The following is a 17,780-nucleotide window of genomic DNA, read 5'->3' as shown; positions in this document are numbered from 1 at the left end:
GAAAGAGCCAGAACATCTCTGCCCCGGTCGTCTTGGACTACAGACATCGTGCTGTTGTCTTCGAACGGTGTTCTGAACTGATTCGCGTAAAAACGCGTGCAACTGTTCGCGATGTCACATCGGTTGGCGATGCCGCGGTCCAAACAGCTAGCCTTGACGGGGCCTTGAAACTGCGGCGCATCGCCAATGCCGAAGAGCGTCGCAATCGAGCCTGTACATTTGACAAATCCCAGGAACGGTTTGTTAACCGGGTGCTATCGACATTGGAACAAAACGTGATTCGACCACTCGGTCAAAACCCGGCAATTTGTTCCCTCTTTGTTCCATCGTCAGGCTGGAGCAAGGAAACGTGTTGAAAACAAAGTGAGTGGATAGGCAAATCAGCCGCTCTAGATCACCTTGGGTTCAAAAATTGGGTTCAAAAAATTAAATGCAGCCTAGCTAGGAGGTCAATTATGAAGGTTAGGGTTAGGCAGATAGGGCCAGCGACACACCCAAGCGAGGTTGTGGTTTCTGTGGACACAACTTCGGGAGCCGAACATTTGGTTGTGAATCAGCGTTCTCTTACGGATGATAAATTGGAAATTGGTTATCCAATAAATAGCCGTGATTCGGACCTGCTTGTTGAGCTTCCGCGCGAGACAATAAACGGCTCATGGAGAGTATGGGTGCCGCAGGCCTTGGTGGAATAGACATGGAGGGGCGGGATGATACTAACGGATAGAGAAATCCAAATCGCCTTGCAAAACGAGGCCATCATTGTCGATCCCGCCCCTGACATTTCGTTTTATAGCTCAACCAGTCTGGATCTAACTCTTGACCGGCGTCTAACCCTGTTCAAGGAGCCAAAGGCGGGTATCAGCCTTTGCATCGATCCCTCACAGAAGGGATACAATCACGAAGAGGTCATGGCAGAAATTACCACGCCTCTGGACATCGAAGACGAGCATGGGTTTGATTTCCCGCCCCGCCACATGATCCTAGCCTGGACGCGCGAATATGTGGAACTGAAATTCCAGTCGCGGATCGCCGCTAGGGTGGAAGGAAAGAGTTCCCTGGCCCGACTGGGTATTGGAATTCACCTGGCGGCGCCAACCATACACGCCGGATTTGCGGGCAATATCCGCCTTGAAATGGTCAATCACAACAAGGTTCCGGTTAAGCTCAGGGCTGGGATGAAAATCTGCCAGCTCATTTTCGAGCAAACTCTCGGCACCCCGGTGCGCGGATACGAAGGCCGCTTTGCCGGCCAAACGACGACCAAGAAGGGCTGATCGCTCGCATCTTATGGTCCCTTGGCGGGCGCGATTTTGCCCCCGCTTCAACACACCGGTCAAAGTTCTCTCTTACTCGTCGGTTCTACGTTGAAAGCGGCTTCTCTGAAACGCTCGACAATTGTACTGCTCTCCCCAAGTCCTTCCAAAAGTCGTGTTCCAACGAGAACCGTCTTAATTTCAAGCACCTCCTTCGCCATCGAAACGATGCAACCCGCACGCCGATGCTGCGACATCCGAAGGTTCATTCCTCGTCCTCACGACAGGTTGGCGACTGGCGCCGACCTTCCTGGTCGCCATGGAAATGCTTGGCCTTTTGTGCAGCTCTCCCAGGACGCCCAGACCGCCAGATCAGAAAGAGCACGCTTGCGAAATAGCCTGCCTGGAGAAGCAGCGCACAGCTCAGCGTCTTGACGACTACCGCTCGGATGGAATGCGAGACGAGGTATACAATGAGAGCGTTGGTGGGCAGGACCAACGCCATGACGTGGCAAAACATTCTGAGGGGCACCGACGACTCCTGGCTTGTCCGTCAGTCATGCTGCGGGGTGGTCGGCCGCAAGATGGGTCTGGCAGTTCTTCGGACAGACGCGGGCGCAGGCTCCGCAGCCGATGCAGCGGCCGGCATGATCGACGACCATGATCATGCGATTGAGCTCGCCTTCGAAGTCGTCCTCGTCGTCACAAATGCCGAGGATTTCACCCGCGTCATCGACGCCATAAAGATGCATCACGTCGCGCGAGCAGACCTTGAAGCAGCGGCCACAGCCGATGCAGGTCCCGCCATCGATACCGGTCAGATAATCGGGCATCCATCTGGAGCCGTCGCGGGTGACGAACGGGCTGGTCATCGTGATTTCTCCAAGGCAGCGAGTTCTCTCCTGGCGGCGTCCAACTCGGCAAAAACGTCGAACGTTTTCTCGGCGACGGTCTTTATCGTGCGCCAGCCGACCGGGAGGTCCTCGGCAAGATCGTGCAAGTCCATCTTCGCGGTTCCCGCGCGCGATTGGAGCTTACGGACTTTTCTTTGCAGTTCCTCAACGTCCGACATGACTTCCTTCCTCCGAACCGGTTGCACTGCGCGCTCGCTGGCGGTGACTCTTCGGCTGACCTCCAGCCGAACCGTTTCGGCCAGGCCCGATTGCTTCGCGCGGCAACAGCCTCGATCTTCAGCGCGCCACAAACAGCGGCAATGGCGGCTTCTCAGCTATCCATCTGGTCACACCACCGAAGATCCGCTCACGCAGCCGGCGGTGGCCGCAAGCGCCCATGACGACCATGTCGGCGGATGTGTGGATGGCGTGCTGCGTGAGGACTGTGGTCAGCGACTGGACGGCGCTCGGCAGCCGGTCGATAGCCACCCGAATACCGTGGCGGGCCAGGTAGGCCGCGATGTCAGTTCCCGGCCCAGGGCCATCCCCGTTACCGGTTGCCCCCGGATCCATCAGCGTGAGACGAACTTCCTCTGCACCCAATAGCAGATGCAACGATTCTCGAACGACACGCGACGTCTCGCCTCGCGAATCCCAGCCGACCACCATGCGCCGCGGCCTAAGAGAAGCCTTGGCGCCATGCGGCACCACAAGCACCGGCTTTCCCGATTGAAACAGGCTACCATCAATAGCAAGCGGTCCGAGATCGTCGTCATCGAGAAGCGAGGGTCCGATGACTGTCAGGTCTGCATAAAGGGCCCGCCGCCGCACCAAGTCACCGACACTGGCCTTGTCACAATAATCCGTGTCCACGTCACAGGGAGCCCACATGGCTTTCAGCAGCGTATGGATTTCCCTGGACCGTTTGTGCAGTCTGGCAACATCCTGTGAAAGGGTATCGATTTCGCGAATTCTTCTTTCCAGTCTGACCACGTCTGGTGTGCGCTCAGGCCAGACGCCTGCGCCGATCGGCCGACGGCTGGCAAATTTGATGATCAACACGGACAGACGTGCGCCAACCTCGGCACACAGGTCGGCGGCGGTTCTGACGTCCTGATCGGAGTGTTCAACTTCCGTGACACACAGCACGGTTTTAAAAGCCATATGACTGCTTCTCCAAGTATTCTTGTACGTGCGCGCGTTCGAAGCCGCACCTCCCCCAGCAGGTGGGACAATGGTCGGTGGCACCGTATTCGTTTCATCCTCTGCCGCCGTGCTCGTCGAGAGCGTAGCCGGGCAGTTCGTGGCTTCGCTTGGGTTGGCACAGATGATCGACCTGCAGCACCCTTGAATTCCCTCCCAGTTCCGGCGTGCCGGCAGCTTCCCGAGGTTCTTCTGCACTCCTCAAGGTTCTGACATGATCTGTTTCCTCGAAAAGCGTTGCATCATGCCCGGGCCGCGTCGGGATAGATTTCGATGGCAAAGATCGCATCATCGACCAGTTTCGTACCGGCCTCAGCAAGCTTTCGAAACGTCTCGAAGCCGAACCGGTGGACATCGCGCAGCGTCTTCGACAAAACCACCAATCGCCCGGCCGTGAGAAGCACGCGCCCAAAGCCCTCATGGCTAATTTTCATCATGGGCGATGCCATGAGACCGGCGCGCTCCTCGATCGCCAGCCCGACAGCAGCGTAATAAATATCGAGTCTCCACAGCACGTCCGGATCAGGATCGCCGATGATTGGGATTTCACGACGCTTTTCCTTGGTGACAATGAAGTCGGCCAGCAGCTCTGGGTCCGGTTTGCCTTCCCATGAGCCGTAAGAGTCCTGCGCGCGAACCAGCCGCACGAGGCACTTGACGAAAGGCGTGGCAAGCGCCGCCTCGTCCTCTTTGACAGCAGGCATGACCGCCGCATCAGCCATAGCGCATCTCCTCGTTTCAATCTTCGTCGTCCTCGAAGGACGGTTTTTTTCGGGGAACGCCCGCGTCCGCTAACACCTTGCGCAGCCAGGGCGGAGGAGCCTTCCTGAGCATCTCCTGGGTTCGCGACAGGACGCTCGCGATGGATTCAGGGTGCTGCACTTTGATCGGATGGATTTTTGCTGCAACGAGCCTGGCTGCGGAAGGCCCACCGATCGCCAGACAAAACAGGAGATGGCAGCCTTTCAATGCCGACACTTTTGGGGCGATGCGGTCATCGCCCTCGGTTCGATGCGTTCCGCTTTGGTCGGAAACATCATCGAACGCCACTGCTTCCACGAAATTCCACTCGGCGGGCGTCACGTCGTAGACGGCAAAGCGCTTGGCCGATCCGAAATGGGCGTTGAGGTCCTTCAAGTCTTGCGTGGCGATCGCCACGCGTAATGCGCCGGCTTGCCTTTCCGGCGGCAGTGCGTGGACCTCGTCAGTGACGAGCGAGAGGCGACGAAGCGAGGTCATCTGGCATTTCTCGGTTGCGGAATGGATCAAGGATGTCAGGGCTCGGCGCATGCTGGTTGGCCTGGAAGATGTTGGCGATCTCGAAGATGAGGTCGCGCGTCCCCTGATAGAGGATTGTGGGCTTGTGCTGGCTGCCGAGGCGATCGAAGATGGGGAAGCCGACCCGCATGAGCGGAATGCCGAGGCGCTCTGCCGCCTGGCGCCCGTGGGAATGGGTGACAAGAAGGTCAGTGCCCGCAGCAAGGGTTTCCAGATCTCCGAGATCGCCGACCTGGACGGATTGCGCTGGAATTTTCTCGAGAATCTTTGACGTATCGGCCGTGGTGACCGCCGCCGCGATTTCGGCGCCCATACCGGCGAAAAAAGTCGCGAGTTGGTAGAGCTGGTCTGGTTCGGCCGCGATCGCAATTTTCTTGCCGGCGAAATGGAAATGTCCGTCGAGCAAGGCGTCCTGCAACTGAGCCCGACGTCGGCGTATCTTGGCCGGCACCGGCGCGCCCGAAATCGACGAAAGAAGCGAGACAAGCCGATCGACGGCCTTCAATCCGGTTAGGGAGTGAAACAGCATGTAAGGCACTCCCGTCAGCCGCTGCAGCGCGTCCGCCGAGCAGCGCATGTGCTCGCCAATGGCAATGCAGTGCGCCGCTGTGCCAAGCTCGCGAATGTCCTCGACGCTGGTGCCGCCATAGGTGGTGGGGATCCAGCGGTCCGGCACCGTACCATCGAGCGAGCCGGAGACGTCCGGCAGGATCACCGGCTCGAGGCCGAAGCTTTCCACCACCTCACGCAAGTGCTCGATGTCGGCCACGGTGAGGTTCCAGCCGGGCAGGATCGCGATCTTCTTGGACTCCCGCACCTGCTCACCAGGTCGTGTGATGCCTTCGATCATCGCGGTGACGGCCTTGGCCCAGCCCTCTTCGATCGCGCCGTCGAAATCCGGCGTGTTGGCCAGCATGATCTGCGTACCCGCAAGTTCGTGCGCGCGCTCGAGCTTGATGCTGGCAATCTGGGCTGCGAAATCTTCGCCACGGGTTTCTATCAGCGCGGTGGTGCAGACCCCGATCAGCTTTGGCTTGGTGCGGGTCTTGAGGTTAAGGATCGCCTCTTCGAGATGCTCGGCGCCGCCGAGGATTGTCGCCAATTCGTCCATCGCCGTTGTTTGCAGGGGCACCGCTTCCTTGAAATGCCGCACGAAGAGCACCAAAGCGAAGCTGGTGCAGCCTTGACTGCCGTGGAACAGCGGAACCGCACCATCGACTCCGAGAAAGGCGAACGCGGCACCCAGCGGCTGTGACGACTTCAGCGGATTGACCGCGGCCGATTTGGTCTGGGGAAGAATGCTGGCCATCGGTTTCCTCAACCCTGGCCGACGGCCTTGGCCGTGGTGTCAGCGAATCTCTCAGGAGCGCGGCCCGTCGTGCTGGCGCTGGTTATGCTGGTCAGTTCATCCCACTCGGCAGGTGCTGGCTCGCGCACCTGGCACCAGATTGGATTGTGAATGGCGAGGTCGATCTGGCGTATGAGCTCAACCATGCCGTCGTAACCGGCATAGGGGTGGTGACGCTCCTGGTTGATGTCGAGCCAGGGTGTCTTTGCCTTCAGCGCGACGAATTGCGTGCGCCCGCCCGACAGCATGATGTCGGCCTCGCCCTGTGAGAGCATGGCGTAAAGCTCGCGCGGTGCTATGGACTCGAAGATCTGGTTCTCTTGCTTTAGCGTCTGTCTGATGCGCTGCTTGTCTTCAACGGTCGATTTCTTGACCGAGGTTCCGACGATCTCGATGCCGATCTCCATCAGCGCATCGACGAGCGACCAGGACTTGACACCGCCGGTATTGAGCAGCACGCGCTTGCCTTCGAGCCTGGGGCGGTAGGCGGCGAGCTTCTTCCAAGCTAGCGCCTCCTCCTGTGCAATCAGCGCCTCGGTGCGGTCGACGAGCGCCGGATCGGCCCCCTTCCTGACGAGCAGATCAGAGATGTTGCGAAGTGCTTGCGAGGTGGCGGTGATGCCGTAGAAGGAACCCTCGAAAAAGGGGATATTCCAGCGCTCCTCCATCTTGCGGGCGAGATTGATGAGAGCGGTCGAGCAGACCAGCATCGCTGCTCGGGCGCGGTGCGCGCAGGCGATATCGAGGTAGCGTGCATCGCCCGGAATGCAGGCGCGCACGCGGATGCCGAGTCGATCAAGGAGTGGCTTTACCTGCCAGAACTCCCCAGAGAGATTGAACTCGCCGATGATGTTGATATCGCAAGGGCCGGCATCATCGGGCTCTACGGTACCGATGACGTGGTCGAGCAACGCCTCGCCGGCGAGTTTGTTGCCGAGATTTTTAGAGCCGACGAAGCCCGGCGCATTGATCGGCACCACGGGCAAGCCGAACTTTGCAGCCGCATGCTTGCAGACGGCATCGATGTCATCGCCGATCAGCGCGGTCACGCAGGTTGAATAGACGAAGATCGCCGCCGGCGCATAAGCTTGGCTGATCTGGCGAATGGCCTTGAAAAGCTTGCGCTCGCCCTGTCCCATCACGACGTCGAGTTCGGTGAGATCGGTCGTGAAGCTTGTGCGCCACAGAGCCGACCCGGATGACGTCGCGCCTCGATTGTCCCAGGAGTTGCCCTCGCAGGCGAGCGGCGCGTGGATCAGATGCGCGACGTCGGTGATGGGCTGCAACGCAATCTTGGCACCGTCGAAGGCGCAGCCTCCGGCTGCAGCTCCCGGCGTCAGCGGCTTGGAACATCCCACTTTGCGCGTTTTGGCATCCTTGCCCTGGTTCTTCTCGCAAGCGGGCTCGCTGAAGACGTCCCGCAGTTTGGCATTGGGCAAGAACATTGCGCCGGCCTCCTAAGTCGATCCTGGAATAGCGGCCAGCCCCGATGGCTGGCCGCTGCTTTAGCGGGTCAAGTCGAAGGAATAGTCCGTCACGCCCGTTTCGATCGTCTCTCGGTCGAGCTTGTCGAAGATCTTGTCGAGTATCGTGGTGAGCACGCGCAGTCCACCCTGATAGCCTATGAGCGGGAAACGGTGGTGATGATGACGGTCGAAGATCGGGAACATCAGACGGATCAGTGGCGTGCCCGTGTCGCGCTCCAGATACTTGCCGTAAGAATTGCCGATCAGCAGGTCCACCGGTTCTGTAAAGAGCAGAGAGCGCATCGCCCATAGGTCCTTGCCCGCCCAGACCTGGGCGTCCTTGCCAAAGGAGGAGGCTGCGAGCAGCCTCTTCATCTCAGTTTCCCAGGCACTGGTGCCATTGGTGGCCAAGCAGTGGGTCGGCTCGCCGCCTGTTTCCATGACGAAGCGGGCCATAGCGTGGACGAAGTCCGGGTCACCATAGATGGCGTATTTCTTCCCGTGCAGCCACGACTGGCTGTCGGCCATCGCATCCACCAGGCGACCACGCTCCAGGCGGATCGACTCCGGGATTTCCTTGCCGGATATCTCCGACACCCTCATCAGGAGCTCGTCGGTCGCCTCGACTCCGATGGGATAGTGGAAGGAGGCCGTTGTCTGCCCGACCTCCTGGCAATATTCCAGCGTCTTGCGGGTGTTGTAGTGTTGCAGCGACAGCGTTGCCTCGGCGTTGAGTGCCGCTTTCACGTCCTCGATCTTGGTGCCGCCATCATACATGCGAAATTCGCCGTCCGACGGCGTGTCATACTGGTCGGAGGCGTCCTGGATGAAGGTATAGGACACCCCCATCAGATCCAGCAGACGCTTAAGCTCGCGATTGTTGCCGACGCAGAAGCCGTCGAAACCGGGGATGATGTTTAGGGTGTTGGCGACTTCGGAGCGTTGCTTCCCCTTCCAGAAGTTTTCCAATACACCCTTGACCATAACATCATAGCCATCGATATGGCTGCCGACGAAGGCTGGGGTGTGTGCGTAAGGCACTTCGAAGTCCTGCGGGACTGAGCCTTCCTGCCTGGCATTTTCGATGAACGAATGTAGATCGTCGCCGATCACCTCTGCCATGCAGGTGGTAGAGACCGCGATCATTTTCGGCTCGTAGAGCTTGTAGGTGTTGGCGAGCCCGTCGATCATGTTCTTCAGACCGCCAAACACCGCTGCGTCTTCGGTCATGGAGGACGAGACCGCCGACGCCGGCTCCTTGAAGTGGCGTGACAGGTGCGAACGGTAGTAGGCCACGCATCCCTGGCTGCCGTGGACGAACGACATGGTTCGTTCGAAGCCCGCGGCGGCGAACACCGCGCCAAGTGGCTGGCAGGCCTTGGCGGGATTCACGACCAGCGCTTCGCGTGCGAGGTTTTTGTCCCGATATTCCCAGGTTTTGGTGAATTCGCGTTGGTCTGTGACGATCTGGTCCGGATGCGGACATTCGAAATTCAGCTTCTTTGCGGCCAGCATCTTTCTGTATTCCGTCTCACGGAACAGAGGAGCATGATCGAGAACTTTTTCGGCCGACTGCGGCATGGGGTACCTCTTTTGATCTGGCGGCGCCATCGGGCGGCACAGGGGCGTCAAGATGTTCGGGTCTCCTGCGGATCAAGGACCGCAGGCGCTCGAGGCCTCGCAGGCGATGCGAAGCAAGGTTCTCATTCGGCTGCGATGGCCGCCGATGGCGCGGGTCTGTTCTTCCAGGGCGCGTCGTAGAGGTCCCAGACCGGGTTGTTGATGGCCAAGTCCATGTCGCGGGCGAAGATGGCGAAGCCGTCATATCCGTGGTAGGGGCCGGAATAATCCCAGGAGTGCATTTGACGGAATGGTATTCCCATCTTCTGGACCGGGTACTTTTCCTTGATGCCGGAGCCGACGAGATCAGGACGGATCCCCTCGATGAACTTCTCCAGTTCGTAACCGGTCACGTCGTCATAGATCAGCGTGCCCTCTTGCACGTAATGACCGGTGCGCTGATAGTCGTCGTTGTGCCCGAATTCGTAGCCTGTGCCGACGATCTCCATGCCAAGGTCTTCGTAGGCGGAGATCACGTGCCGGGGGCGCAGGCCACCAACGTAGAGCATCACCGTCCTACCCTCCAGGCGCGGCCAATACTTGTCGATGACTGCGTCCACCAGCGGGCGGTATTTGGCAATCACGTACTCGGTTTTCTCCTGGATCTCCGGCCCGAAATGCTTGGCGATGTTGCGCATCGAGGATTCGATCTGGGAGGGTCCGAAGAAATTGTACTCCATCCAGGGGATGCCGTATTTTTCTTCCATGTGTCGGCAGATATAGTTCATCGATCGATAGCAATGTATGAGGTTGAGCTTGGCTTTCGGCGCGCGCTCGATTTCGGCGAGCGTAGCGTCACCCGACCAGTTGCCGACCACGCGCAGGCCCATCTCCTCGAGCAGGATGCGCGACGCCCAGGCATCACCGCCAATATTGTAGTCGCCGATGACGTTGACATCGTAAGGACCTGCCTCGAATTCAACTTCCTTCTTCTCAAAGACCCAGTCGCGGATTGCGTCATTGGCGATGTGGTGGCCGAGCGACTGCGAGACCCCGCGGAATCCCTCGCAGCGCACCGGCACGATCGTCTTTGCGTGCTCCTTGGCCTTCTTGCGCGAGACCGCCTCGATGTCGTCTCCGATCAACCCGATGGGGCATTCCGACTGGATGCTAATGCCCTTGTTCAGCGGGAAAAGCTCTTCGATCTCGTCGATGATCTTTTCCAGCTTCTTGTCGCCGCCGAAGACGATATCCTTTTCCTGAAAGTCTGAGGTGAACTGCATCGTCACGAAGCTGTCGATGCTCGTGGTGCCGACATAGTAGTTGCGGCGCTGCGACCAGGAATATTGGCCACACCCGACGGGCCCATGCGAGATGTGGACCATGTCCTTCACCGGCCCCCATACCACACCTTTGGAACCGGCATAGGCACAGCCCCGGATCGTCATCACACCGGGAATGGACTTGATGTTCGATTTGACGTCGCATTCGGAGAGAGGCTCCGCCTCTCCGGCAACCTCTTGGCTGCGGGTAGCGACGCCCAAGTGTTTCTTGCGCCGCTTTGCTGTCTTGTCTGGATATCGCGATAGCACGTCCTCAATGAGCTTGGTGTGCAAGGCGCCGTCATTTTGGGAGTCAAGGCTCATAAAGCTGCCCTTTTTGAGGTTCTTCGTCTGGCGCCTGGTAGACGCCGTTCGGTGAAGGCGCCGGGATGCCCGGCGCCCTGGGCGGGACTATTGAGCGGCCGCAGGTGCGGCTTCCTTTGCCGCAAGCTCGGCAAGCATCTGCTCCTCCGTCTTCATGATGCCGAAATCGAGCAGCATGTCTTCCAGCTCTTCCATGGTGATGGGAGTCGGGACGGTGCCTTGACCGCCATTGGCGTGGATTTTCTCGGCAAGCGCGCGGTATTCCCCAGCCTGCTTGGAGTCCGGCGCATATTGGATCACGGTCATCTTGCGCAGTTCGGCGTGCTGGACGATGTTGTCGCGCGGCACGAAGTGGATGAGCTTGGAATTCAGCTTTTTCGAGAGAGCTTCAGCCAGATCGAGTTCGCGGTCGGTCTGGCGCTCGTTGCAGATCAGCCCGCCGAGACGCACGCCGCCCGAATGGGCATATTTCAAAATACCCTTGGCGATGTTGTTGGCAGCATAGAGCGCCATCATCTCACCGGACATGACGATGTAAATTTCCTGTGCCTTATTCTCGCGGATAGGCATTGCGAAGCCACCGCAAACAACGTCACCAAGCACGTCGTACGAGACGTAGTCCACGTCTTCGTAGGCGCCGTTCTCCTCAAGAAAATTGATGGAAGTGATGACGCCTCGGCCTGCGCAACCGACGCCCGGCTCAGGTCCACCGGATTCGACACACTTGATGTCCTTGTAACCGATCTTCAGCACGTCTTGGAGTTCGAGATCTTCGACGGACCCTTCCTGTGCGGCGAGGTGGAGCACAGTGTCTTGCGCCTTCGCGTTAAGGATGAGACGGGTAGAGTCGGCCTTAGGGTCGCAGCCTACGATGAGAATCCTCTGCCCGAGGTCGACCAGGGCAGCCAGCGTGTTTTGGGAGGTGGTAGACTTCCCGATGCCCCCCTTTCCGTAGAATGCGATCTGACGCAAACGCGACATGTAGCTTTCCTTCCTTCGTTCCATCTATTGGGCCAATACGCGAATGACCGGCAGATCATGCCGCTCCCAACAACGGATCAAAACTCGTGCCAACCTGCCTGGGCCGACGTGAAGAAAAAATTGCTACCTGTTTTCAGCTGTTTAGCCTCATGCAAGATGGCTCATATTGTTCAAAAGCCCATGTCGCGGATCCGACAAAGCGTACACAGGTGTCGATTGGTTATGTCGACAGTGACCCATAGCCACAGCTGCGCAATCGACAAACCCTTGACCCTGGCCACGTGGATGCCACCGTTCACACAGCCATTGAGAGAGACGACCGCCTCTACCAAAAACCGCCAGTGACCGGCGCGCGAGAGCCCGTGTCCGACCTGGGTGCTGCCGTCGGCCTCCATCAGCAGGATCATCGTCTGCACAGGCGTCGGCATCCAAGCTGTCATCGCCTGCTGCCGCGGCCGCGGCTGAAGCCGAGGTCGTGACTTCGGACGCAGACGATTTCGCTCTCCGATATGACCTCAGAAAGTCCATCGCGGTAGGTTCAGGCAGATGAAATCGTGTTTGTCCTTTACGGCACGATCATCTGCTTCGGTCGTGGCGTCATGGTTGTCATCGTCGCTCGGTGCCGTGGCCTGCGCCGGTTGATCGACTACGGACAAAAATGATCTCGCTGCCACAAACAAGCCCAGCAAGCCAATCGCTGTCGCCACCGGAAGAATGATCCTCTTCATTTCTGTCTCCGTTCATCGAATTTGGGGATGGCAGATCGAGTCGAACCCCCTGCCGGCCCTGAGCCGCAGGGTGGCGGGCGGGTCAATTTGACGACCCTGCGGACCGCTGCTGGCGACTCTGACGGCGCGGCCATTCCGGGCCAGGCGGATCGGCGTAGGCTGACGGATCCCGGGCGGTACCCCTTCGCGCCGCCATCGCCAATTCCGGCCTGATTACGTCCTCGTCGCTCAGGTGAGATCACTGACACGCTCAAAAACGAGCATCAGTGCACTTCCCTGGCAGTAGCAAGCAGGAGGATCGCCGCCCCAAGATCATCGGTTGCATTGGGACCGCATCACTTTGCGCGTGGGCGCCGGAGCCGAGTGGACGTTGACTTGGCCGCCGAAGCTCTCGCCGTCAGATATTAATCCCCGCAAATCCATCGCGGCAAGATCCAGCAGAAGAACTCGTAGTCGGGTATTAAATCAGGATCGTCGGTTGACTCGGGGGTGGCATCTTGGCGGTCGTCGCTTGGTGCCGTGACTGTTGCCGGAGTCGACGCACCGACCACGGACACAAACGATCTTGCTGTCACAAGCAAAGCCAGCAAGCCAATTATGGTCGCTGCCAGCAGAATGGTCCCCTTCATTTCTGTCTCCGTGGATAAATTTGTGAACGGCACATCGGGCCGAAGCCACCCCGCCGGCCTGGAGCCGCAGGGTGGATGGGTCGAGTTGACGAACCTACGCACCGCTGCTGACGATATCCTGACGGAACAGCCATCAGGATCAGGCAGACCGGAGCAGATGCTGACTGATCCCGGCCATCAGCATGGCCGGCGGCAAGGTCTCATTCCTATGGACAGCGCTAACCCTCAGAACCGAGGATCGGCGCACTTCCCTAGCCGCAGGAAGCAGAGGAGTCTTTCGCCGATCCCAAGATCACCGGTCGCATCGGGGGTGGCATCTTGGTCGTCTCCGCTTGATGCCGAGCATGTCTTGGGCGCCGCGGGTGGCGTGGGTGCCGGAGCTGAGTGGTCGTTGAGTTGGAACGCAAAGGATTTCGCTGTCATAAACAGAGCGAGCAAGCCAGTCGCGGTGGCAGGCAGCAGGAAGGACCTCTTCATTTTCTGACTCCTCGTCAATTCGGATCAAAGTCACCCTGCCAGCTTTGACTCGCAGGCGGATCACCACGGCCTCGATAGAGGTCATTGCTGACGGCAGCCTGTCGAACGGGCGCCATCACGCCGAAGGTTGAAGCTGGTTTCCCGTTCCAAATGCCCGTGAAAGCGGGCGCGCTTTGTCGGACAAGAGCGATGCTGTTTGAAAAGGATGTCCCGTCCATCCGCAGCCTGAAGCCATATGCTGGGCAGCATCGACAAGCGTCCGGTGACGATCTCCCATGGCGAGCAGCGCGACGCCAATGCAGTCTAATTCAATTCAGGCGGTTGCGACTTTGAAACCACGGTGTGACGAAGCGATTTGTTGACTGCCGGGATGATCTTGTCCCCCCAGAGATCGAGCTGGCGCAGCATCGTGTTGTGGTCAAAATCTCCCAATTGGGTCTGAATCGCGACCTGGTCCGGTTTCAGGATCTCTATCTCTTCCAGTAGGCGATCGACTACGCGATTGACGCTGCCGATCGGCAAGTTCTCGCGCATAGTCTCGAAGGACAGATCCTGCTGCGTCGGTGTTTCCTGCAGCAGGTAGCCGTCCTGGCTCTGCTGGCGGCGCTGATGCAGTGCTTCAGATAGTCGGCGCTGGAAACGGGCATTGTCGAGATAGCTGTTGATTTCCGCGGCGTTGTCGCTGGCATAGCAGCATCGCAGCAGCGATATCCTGGCCTGCGCGACGTTCTTAGCCTCGGAAGCGGCCGCCTTCTCGATGCTTTCGCGCAGCATGCTCAAAGTCTCCAAGCTGTTGTGGAATGCTGTGACAAAAAGATTGTGTCCCTCACGATACGCCCGGCTCATGCTGCGCGGGGACCCGGCGGCGATCCAGATCGGCGGGGTCGGCTTCTGAAGGGTGCGTACCGAGATCGCCGTTGGGGGTATCTTCTCATACTGGCCATTGTGCTCGAAGATCTTCTTCCTGAGGCCCTTGAGAAGAATATCCAAATATTCAGAAAATACGGCCGGCGCCTCATCGACATCGACGCCGAAACGATCGAACTCGAACTGCTGGTACCCCGAGCCGACTCCAAGCTCGAGGCGCCCGTTCGAAACGACGTCTGCGAAGCCGATCTCGGAGAGCAGGCGCTGTGGCTGATAGAGCGGTAGAACGCAGACGCCGGTGCCGAGCCGTATGGTCTTCGTGACGCCGGCGCAGTGTGCCACCATCATCAAGGGCGACGGAACCAGGCTGTAGTTGTTGAAGTGGTGCTCGGCGAACCAGGCGGTTTTGAATTGAGCCTGCTCCGAAACCACCGCCTGTTCGATGGCGTTGCGGATCACACTGCCGGACGATTGATGATAGCCGCGTTGAGCGGCCAGGATAAATGTCGCGAATTCCATGGCGGTTCCTTGTTCACGGAGATGGGTGATCGGGGGCTTGAGATGTGCGTCGAGGGCTTGGCCGCGGTGTCCATCCTGTCTTGGTGGTGGCTCACTCCACCACATTGCGGTAAGCCGCTTGCGGTTCGGCGATCGCAGCCGCGCCCGGAAGGTTGGAGCTGATGCGGACCCGCCTCGCCGTGGCGCTTTGGTGCACGAGCCGCAGCCCGCCGGCTCAGTCGACATCATTCCACGTCCTTGGTTGACTCCTGATCGCGTTCGCTGGCGAATCCTGCATGGCCGAACGAAGTCCAGCCGCCGTCCACGTACAGGATTGAGCCGTTGATGTATGAAGCGTCGGGCGAAGCGAGGAAGAGCACTGCGTCCGCGACCTCCTCCGGCTCTCCCATCCTGCCTATCGGGATGCGCCGGCTGATCGCTTTCGGGTCGAGGCTGCTGCCAGGCATGCGGATGTAGCCAGGAGCGATGGTGGCCGTCCGAATGCCGCCCGGCCCAAGTTCGGCCGCCATGCACCGTGTCACGATTTCCAACCCCGCCTTGGTTGCACCATAGGCATGGCGCGGTGCCAAGGGCAGAAAGGTGTTGATCGATCCGATATTGAGGATCATGCCTCCGGGGCGCATCATCTTGATCGCCTCACGCGCGCAAGTGAAGGCGCCGGTAAGAGTGACATCAAGAACGTGTTCGGTCTGTGCCGACATTTGTTCGATCGCCGACAAGTCAGCGACAACAGCACTGTTGACGAGGACTTCCAAGCGACCAAAGCGTCCCCTCAATTCATCGAACAGCGCCACCACCTCGCTCTCCACCGCCACGTTCACGGTTTTCGCCACATGCGTGCCGCCGAGCGATCGAGCGAGTTCTGTTGCGGCAGTGCGATCTCTGTCGGCAATCACCACGGTGTCGCCGTTCGCGGCAAAGCGGCGAACGACGGCCGCGCCTATGCCCTTTGCCCCGCCCGTGACAAGCACGGTCCGCGCGCCGGTGTACTCGGCTGGACGGGAGAGTTCGGCTCCTGGCGTCCCATCCACCGGCGGATGTGCATCGCCCGGCTGGTTGAAGGACATCCACCCACCATCAACCGTCAGCACCGAACCGGTGACGTAACTCGCTTGCGGGCTGGCCAGAAATCGTACGGCCCGGGCGATCTCGTCGGGACGCCCCATGCGCCCCATCGGCACGCGGCGGCGCACCGCCGCCAGATCCGCTTTGCCCGCGCTTTCCAGTGCCGCGGTCATCGACGTGCGCACATACCCCGGTGCCACCGCCGTCACGCGAATGCCGCGCGAAGCCCACTCGCACGCCAAAGATTTCGTGAACGAGATCAGGCCCGCTTTCGATGCACCATACGCATTGCGCTTGGGATTGCTGACCATGCCCGATATCGAGGCGATGTTGACGATGGCAGCGCCGGGTTGCATCCGCCTCGCTGCTTCGCGGGCCATGACGAAGGGCCCGACCAGGTTTACCGCCAAGGTGCGTCGGAAGGACTCGATACTGGTCTCCACAGTCGCATCCATGGTGGGCCCAATAGCCGCGTTGTTGACGAGGACGCTGATCTGCGCGAACTGGGCTTCGACGCGGCGGTAAAGCGCAAGGATGTCGTCTTCTTTCGAGACATCGCACTCGAGGCCGAGATGCCTGCGGCCGAGACGGCGGGCCATTTCAAGCACTCCCCTGCCGGGAAGGTCTACTGCAACGACGACGTCTCCATCCGCGGCAAGCGTATCGGCCAGGACACGGCCGATCCCGCCTGCAGCGCCTGTTATGATCACGATGCGTCCCGCCAGCCGGTTCATGAGTTCTTCTCCGCCATCAGAGCCACGGATCTCGGCCCGGCGACGCCAGCAGGCGGAAGGATCGGTTTCGGCACAGCAGCACGTTCCGGTGACGGCCCAATTCCGTCCCAAGAGGGCCTAGTCCGCTCCGGGTCTCTGATCATCTCCGCAGCATGGCAAGCGGGCAGGCCTTCGCCGGAAGCGGGGCTGGGACATTGCAGCACAGTCATAGTCTTTCGCCTCCACCGCGGCGCGTGGCGAGCGCGTAGACCGGGTCGACTGGATGCGGTGCTCCGACCGGCTGCCGGGGCCCGAACCGCTCTGGCTCGAAGCCCGCCGGCGGGATCTGCTCCTCCTGCCAGTCGTAGACCACCGTCCGTTCGGCAATCCGCCACGCCCCTTCCCGCTTCTGAAACAGATCGCAATAGCGGCCGCAGAGGAGCTCCTGGCGTATCTCGCCGGCCTTGTCGGGTCCGCGTTGCAGCGCGGTGAAATAGCTCTCGACCGCAGCCTTAGCCGGGCTGATGAAATCAATCAGGATGTTCGTGACCTGATGGACGTAGCGCGGTCGGGTCTTGAAGATATCCAGCGCAAACTGGATGAAGCCCTCGGCCGGGCCGCAATAGGCACCATGATTGTCATGCGCATCGGGCCAATACGCGCTGCGCAGTGCTGCCTCGTCGGCGCGGTCTATTCCGCGGCAGTACCGATAAAGGCAGTCGCGGATGGCCTCCCGGTCGAGCAGTTCGATAACTTTTGCATGGTCCATTGCTTGTCCCAAGTTCTGAGATTGGAAGAGGCGTTTTCGCGCCTTCAGGTGCGCAACAACGGTTGTTCGGGGCTTGACGAGACGGTGGACGTTGCCTGGCTGTTTGCGTGTTTTGGGTGCGGCTCGATGCAGCCAGGCCGCAACACGCCCGATGACACCGATCAAGCAGCGGCCGTGCCATCGATTTCCAGTGCACGTTCGGGGCAGGATCGTGCGCCTCGTGCCGCCAGCAGTTCGTCTCCCACTGCCACCTTGATGTCACCGGGCAGGATGTAGCCCTGGTCATGAAGCGTGAAGACGTCCGGTGCTTGTGCCCAGCATCGCGCGTGGCCCTGGCATTTATCCTTGTCGACGATGATGCGCATGGCACTAGCTCCATATTTAT

Annotated in this window: 18 protein-coding genes; 1 reads left to right on the top strand and 17 read right to left on the bottom strand. The window is 59.7% G+C overall.

Annotation, left to right across the window (positions count from 1 at the left end; translation table 11 throughout):
* Window positions 1-707 precede the first annotated feature (707 nt).
* Window positions 708-1,274 carry a dCTP deaminase gene (gene dcd, locus ACWTU9_RS28655; protein ID WP_455861253.1) on the top strand — a complete coding sequence of 189 codons (567 nt, stop codon included), beginning with the start codon at window positions 708-710 and terminating at the stop codon, window positions 1,272-1,274.
* A gap of 244 nt (window positions 1,275-1,518) precedes the next feature.
* Here dcd and ACWTU9_RS28650 read toward each other — a convergent pair whose 3' ends face one another.
* The 17 genes from ACWTU9_RS28650 to ACWTU9_RS28570 form a co-directional block, all read right to left on the bottom strand.
* On the bottom strand, window positions 1,519-1,758 hold the full coding sequence (locus ACWTU9_RS28650) for an exopolysaccharide production repressor protein (protein WP_455861284.1): 240 nt from the start codon (window positions 1,756-1,758) through the stop codon (window positions 1,519-1,521).
* Between the two features lie 52 nt (window positions 1,759-1,810).
* Window positions 1,811-2,125 (bottom strand): ferredoxin III, nif-specific, encoded by a 315-nt coding sequence (fdxB, locus tag ACWTU9_RS28645; protein WP_455861252.1) that lies wholly within the window; start codon window positions 2,123-2,125, stop codon window positions 1,811-1,813.
* The gene (locus tag ACWTU9_RS28640) at window positions 2,122-2,325 is read right to left on the bottom strand and encodes a CCE_0567 family metalloprotein (RefSeq protein ID WP_455861251.1); all 204 of its coding nucleotides are present in this window, start codon (window positions 2,323-2,325) and stop codon (window positions 2,122-2,124) included. The genes fdxB and ACWTU9_RS28640 overlap by 4 nt, the downstream gene beginning before the upstream one ends.
* Window positions 2,326-2,443: 118 nt before the next feature.
* A complete protein-coding gene (locus ACWTU9_RS28635; protein ID WP_455861250.1) occupies window positions 2,444-3,310 on the bottom strand; it encodes a universal stress protein in 867 nt (288 codons plus the stop codon).
* A gap of 281 nt (window positions 3,311-3,591) precedes the next feature.
* Complete coding sequence (locus ACWTU9_RS28630) at window positions 3,592-4,071, bottom strand: NifX-associated nitrogen fixation protein (protein WP_455861249.1); 480 nt, start codon at window positions 4,069-4,071, stop codon at window positions 3,592-3,594.
* Window positions 4,072-4,087: 16 nt separating this feature from the next.
* The gene (nifX, locus tag ACWTU9_RS28625; RefSeq protein ID WP_455861248.1) at window positions 4,088-4,588 is read right to left on the bottom strand and encodes a nitrogen fixation protein NifX; all 501 of its coding nucleotides are present in this window, start codon (window positions 4,586-4,588) and stop codon (window positions 4,088-4,090) included.
* Window positions 4,554-5,936, bottom strand: coding sequence for a nitrogenase iron-molybdenum cofactor biosynthesis protein NifN (nifN, locus tag ACWTU9_RS28620; RefSeq protein WP_455861247.1), 1,383 nt, complete (start codon window positions 5,934-5,936; stop codon window positions 4,554-4,556). Before nifN ends, nifX begins: the two co-directional genes overlap by 35 nt.
* A gap of 8 nt (window positions 5,937-5,944) precedes the next feature.
* On the bottom strand, window positions 5,945-7,420 hold the full coding sequence (nifE, locus tag ACWTU9_RS28615) for a nitrogenase iron-molybdenum cofactor biosynthesis protein NifE (protein WP_455861246.1): 1,476 nt from the start codon (window positions 7,418-7,420) through the stop codon (window positions 5,945-5,947).
* A gap of 60 nt (window positions 7,421-7,480) precedes the next feature.
* The gene (gene nifK, locus ACWTU9_RS28610; RefSeq protein WP_455861283.1) at window positions 7,481-9,022 is read right to left on the bottom strand and encodes a nitrogenase molybdenum-iron protein subunit beta; all 1,542 of its coding nucleotides are present in this window, start codon (window positions 9,020-9,022) and stop codon (window positions 7,481-7,483) included.
* A gap of 122 nt (window positions 9,023-9,144) precedes the next feature.
* A complete protein-coding gene (nifD, locus tag ACWTU9_RS28605; RefSeq protein WP_455861245.1) occupies window positions 9,145-10,647 on the bottom strand; it encodes a nitrogenase molybdenum-iron protein alpha chain in 1,503 nt (500 codons plus the stop codon).
* Between the two features lie 87 nt (window positions 10,648-10,734).
* Entirely contained in the window at window positions 10,735-11,628 is an 894-nt protein-coding gene (gene nifH / locus ACWTU9_RS28600; RefSeq protein WP_454584793.1) for a nitrogenase iron protein, read from the bottom strand.
* 170 nt (window positions 11,629-11,798) lie between these two features.
* Window positions 11,799-12,056, bottom strand: coding sequence for a hypothetical protein (locus ACWTU9_RS28595; RefSeq protein WP_455861244.1), 258 nt, complete (start codon window positions 12,054-12,056; stop codon window positions 11,799-11,801).
* Between the two features lie 87 nt (window positions 12,057-12,143).
* Window positions 12,144-12,356 (bottom strand): hypothetical protein, encoded by a 213-nt coding sequence (locus ACWTU9_RS28590; protein ID WP_455861243.1) that lies wholly within the window; start codon window positions 12,354-12,356, stop codon window positions 12,144-12,146.
* A 1,409-nt stretch (window positions 12,357-13,765) separates the two neighbouring features.
* Window positions 13,766-14,848: an LLM class flavin-dependent oxidoreductase gene (locus ACWTU9_RS28585; RefSeq protein WP_455861242.1), complete on the bottom strand. Its 1,083-nt coding sequence runs from the start codon at window positions 14,846-14,848 to the stop codon at window positions 13,766-13,768.
* 224 nt (window positions 14,849-15,072) lie between these two features.
* The gene (locus tag ACWTU9_RS28580; RefSeq protein WP_455861241.1) at window positions 15,073-16,647 is read right to left on the bottom strand and encodes an SDR family oxidoreductase; all 1,575 of its coding nucleotides are present in this window, start codon (window positions 16,645-16,647) and stop codon (window positions 15,073-15,075) included.
* Window positions 16,648-16,852: 205 nt separating this feature from the next.
* Window positions 16,853-17,395, bottom strand: a complete 543-nt coding sequence (locus ACWTU9_RS28575; protein ID WP_455861282.1) for a nuclear transport factor 2 family protein — start codon at window positions 17,393-17,395, stop codon at window positions 16,853-16,855.
* 161 nt (window positions 17,396-17,556) lie between these two features.
* Window positions 17,557-17,760, bottom strand: a complete 204-nt coding sequence (locus tag ACWTU9_RS28570) for a ferredoxin (protein WP_455861240.1) — start codon at window positions 17,758-17,760, stop codon at window positions 17,557-17,559.
* Between the last annotated feature and the right edge of the window lie 20 nt (window positions 17,761-17,780).

This window comes from Mesorhizobium sp. 128a (assembly GCF_053848025.1).
Note: the sequence above shows the minus strand (reverse complement) of the source record. Positions and strands in the feature narration are given on the sequence as shown.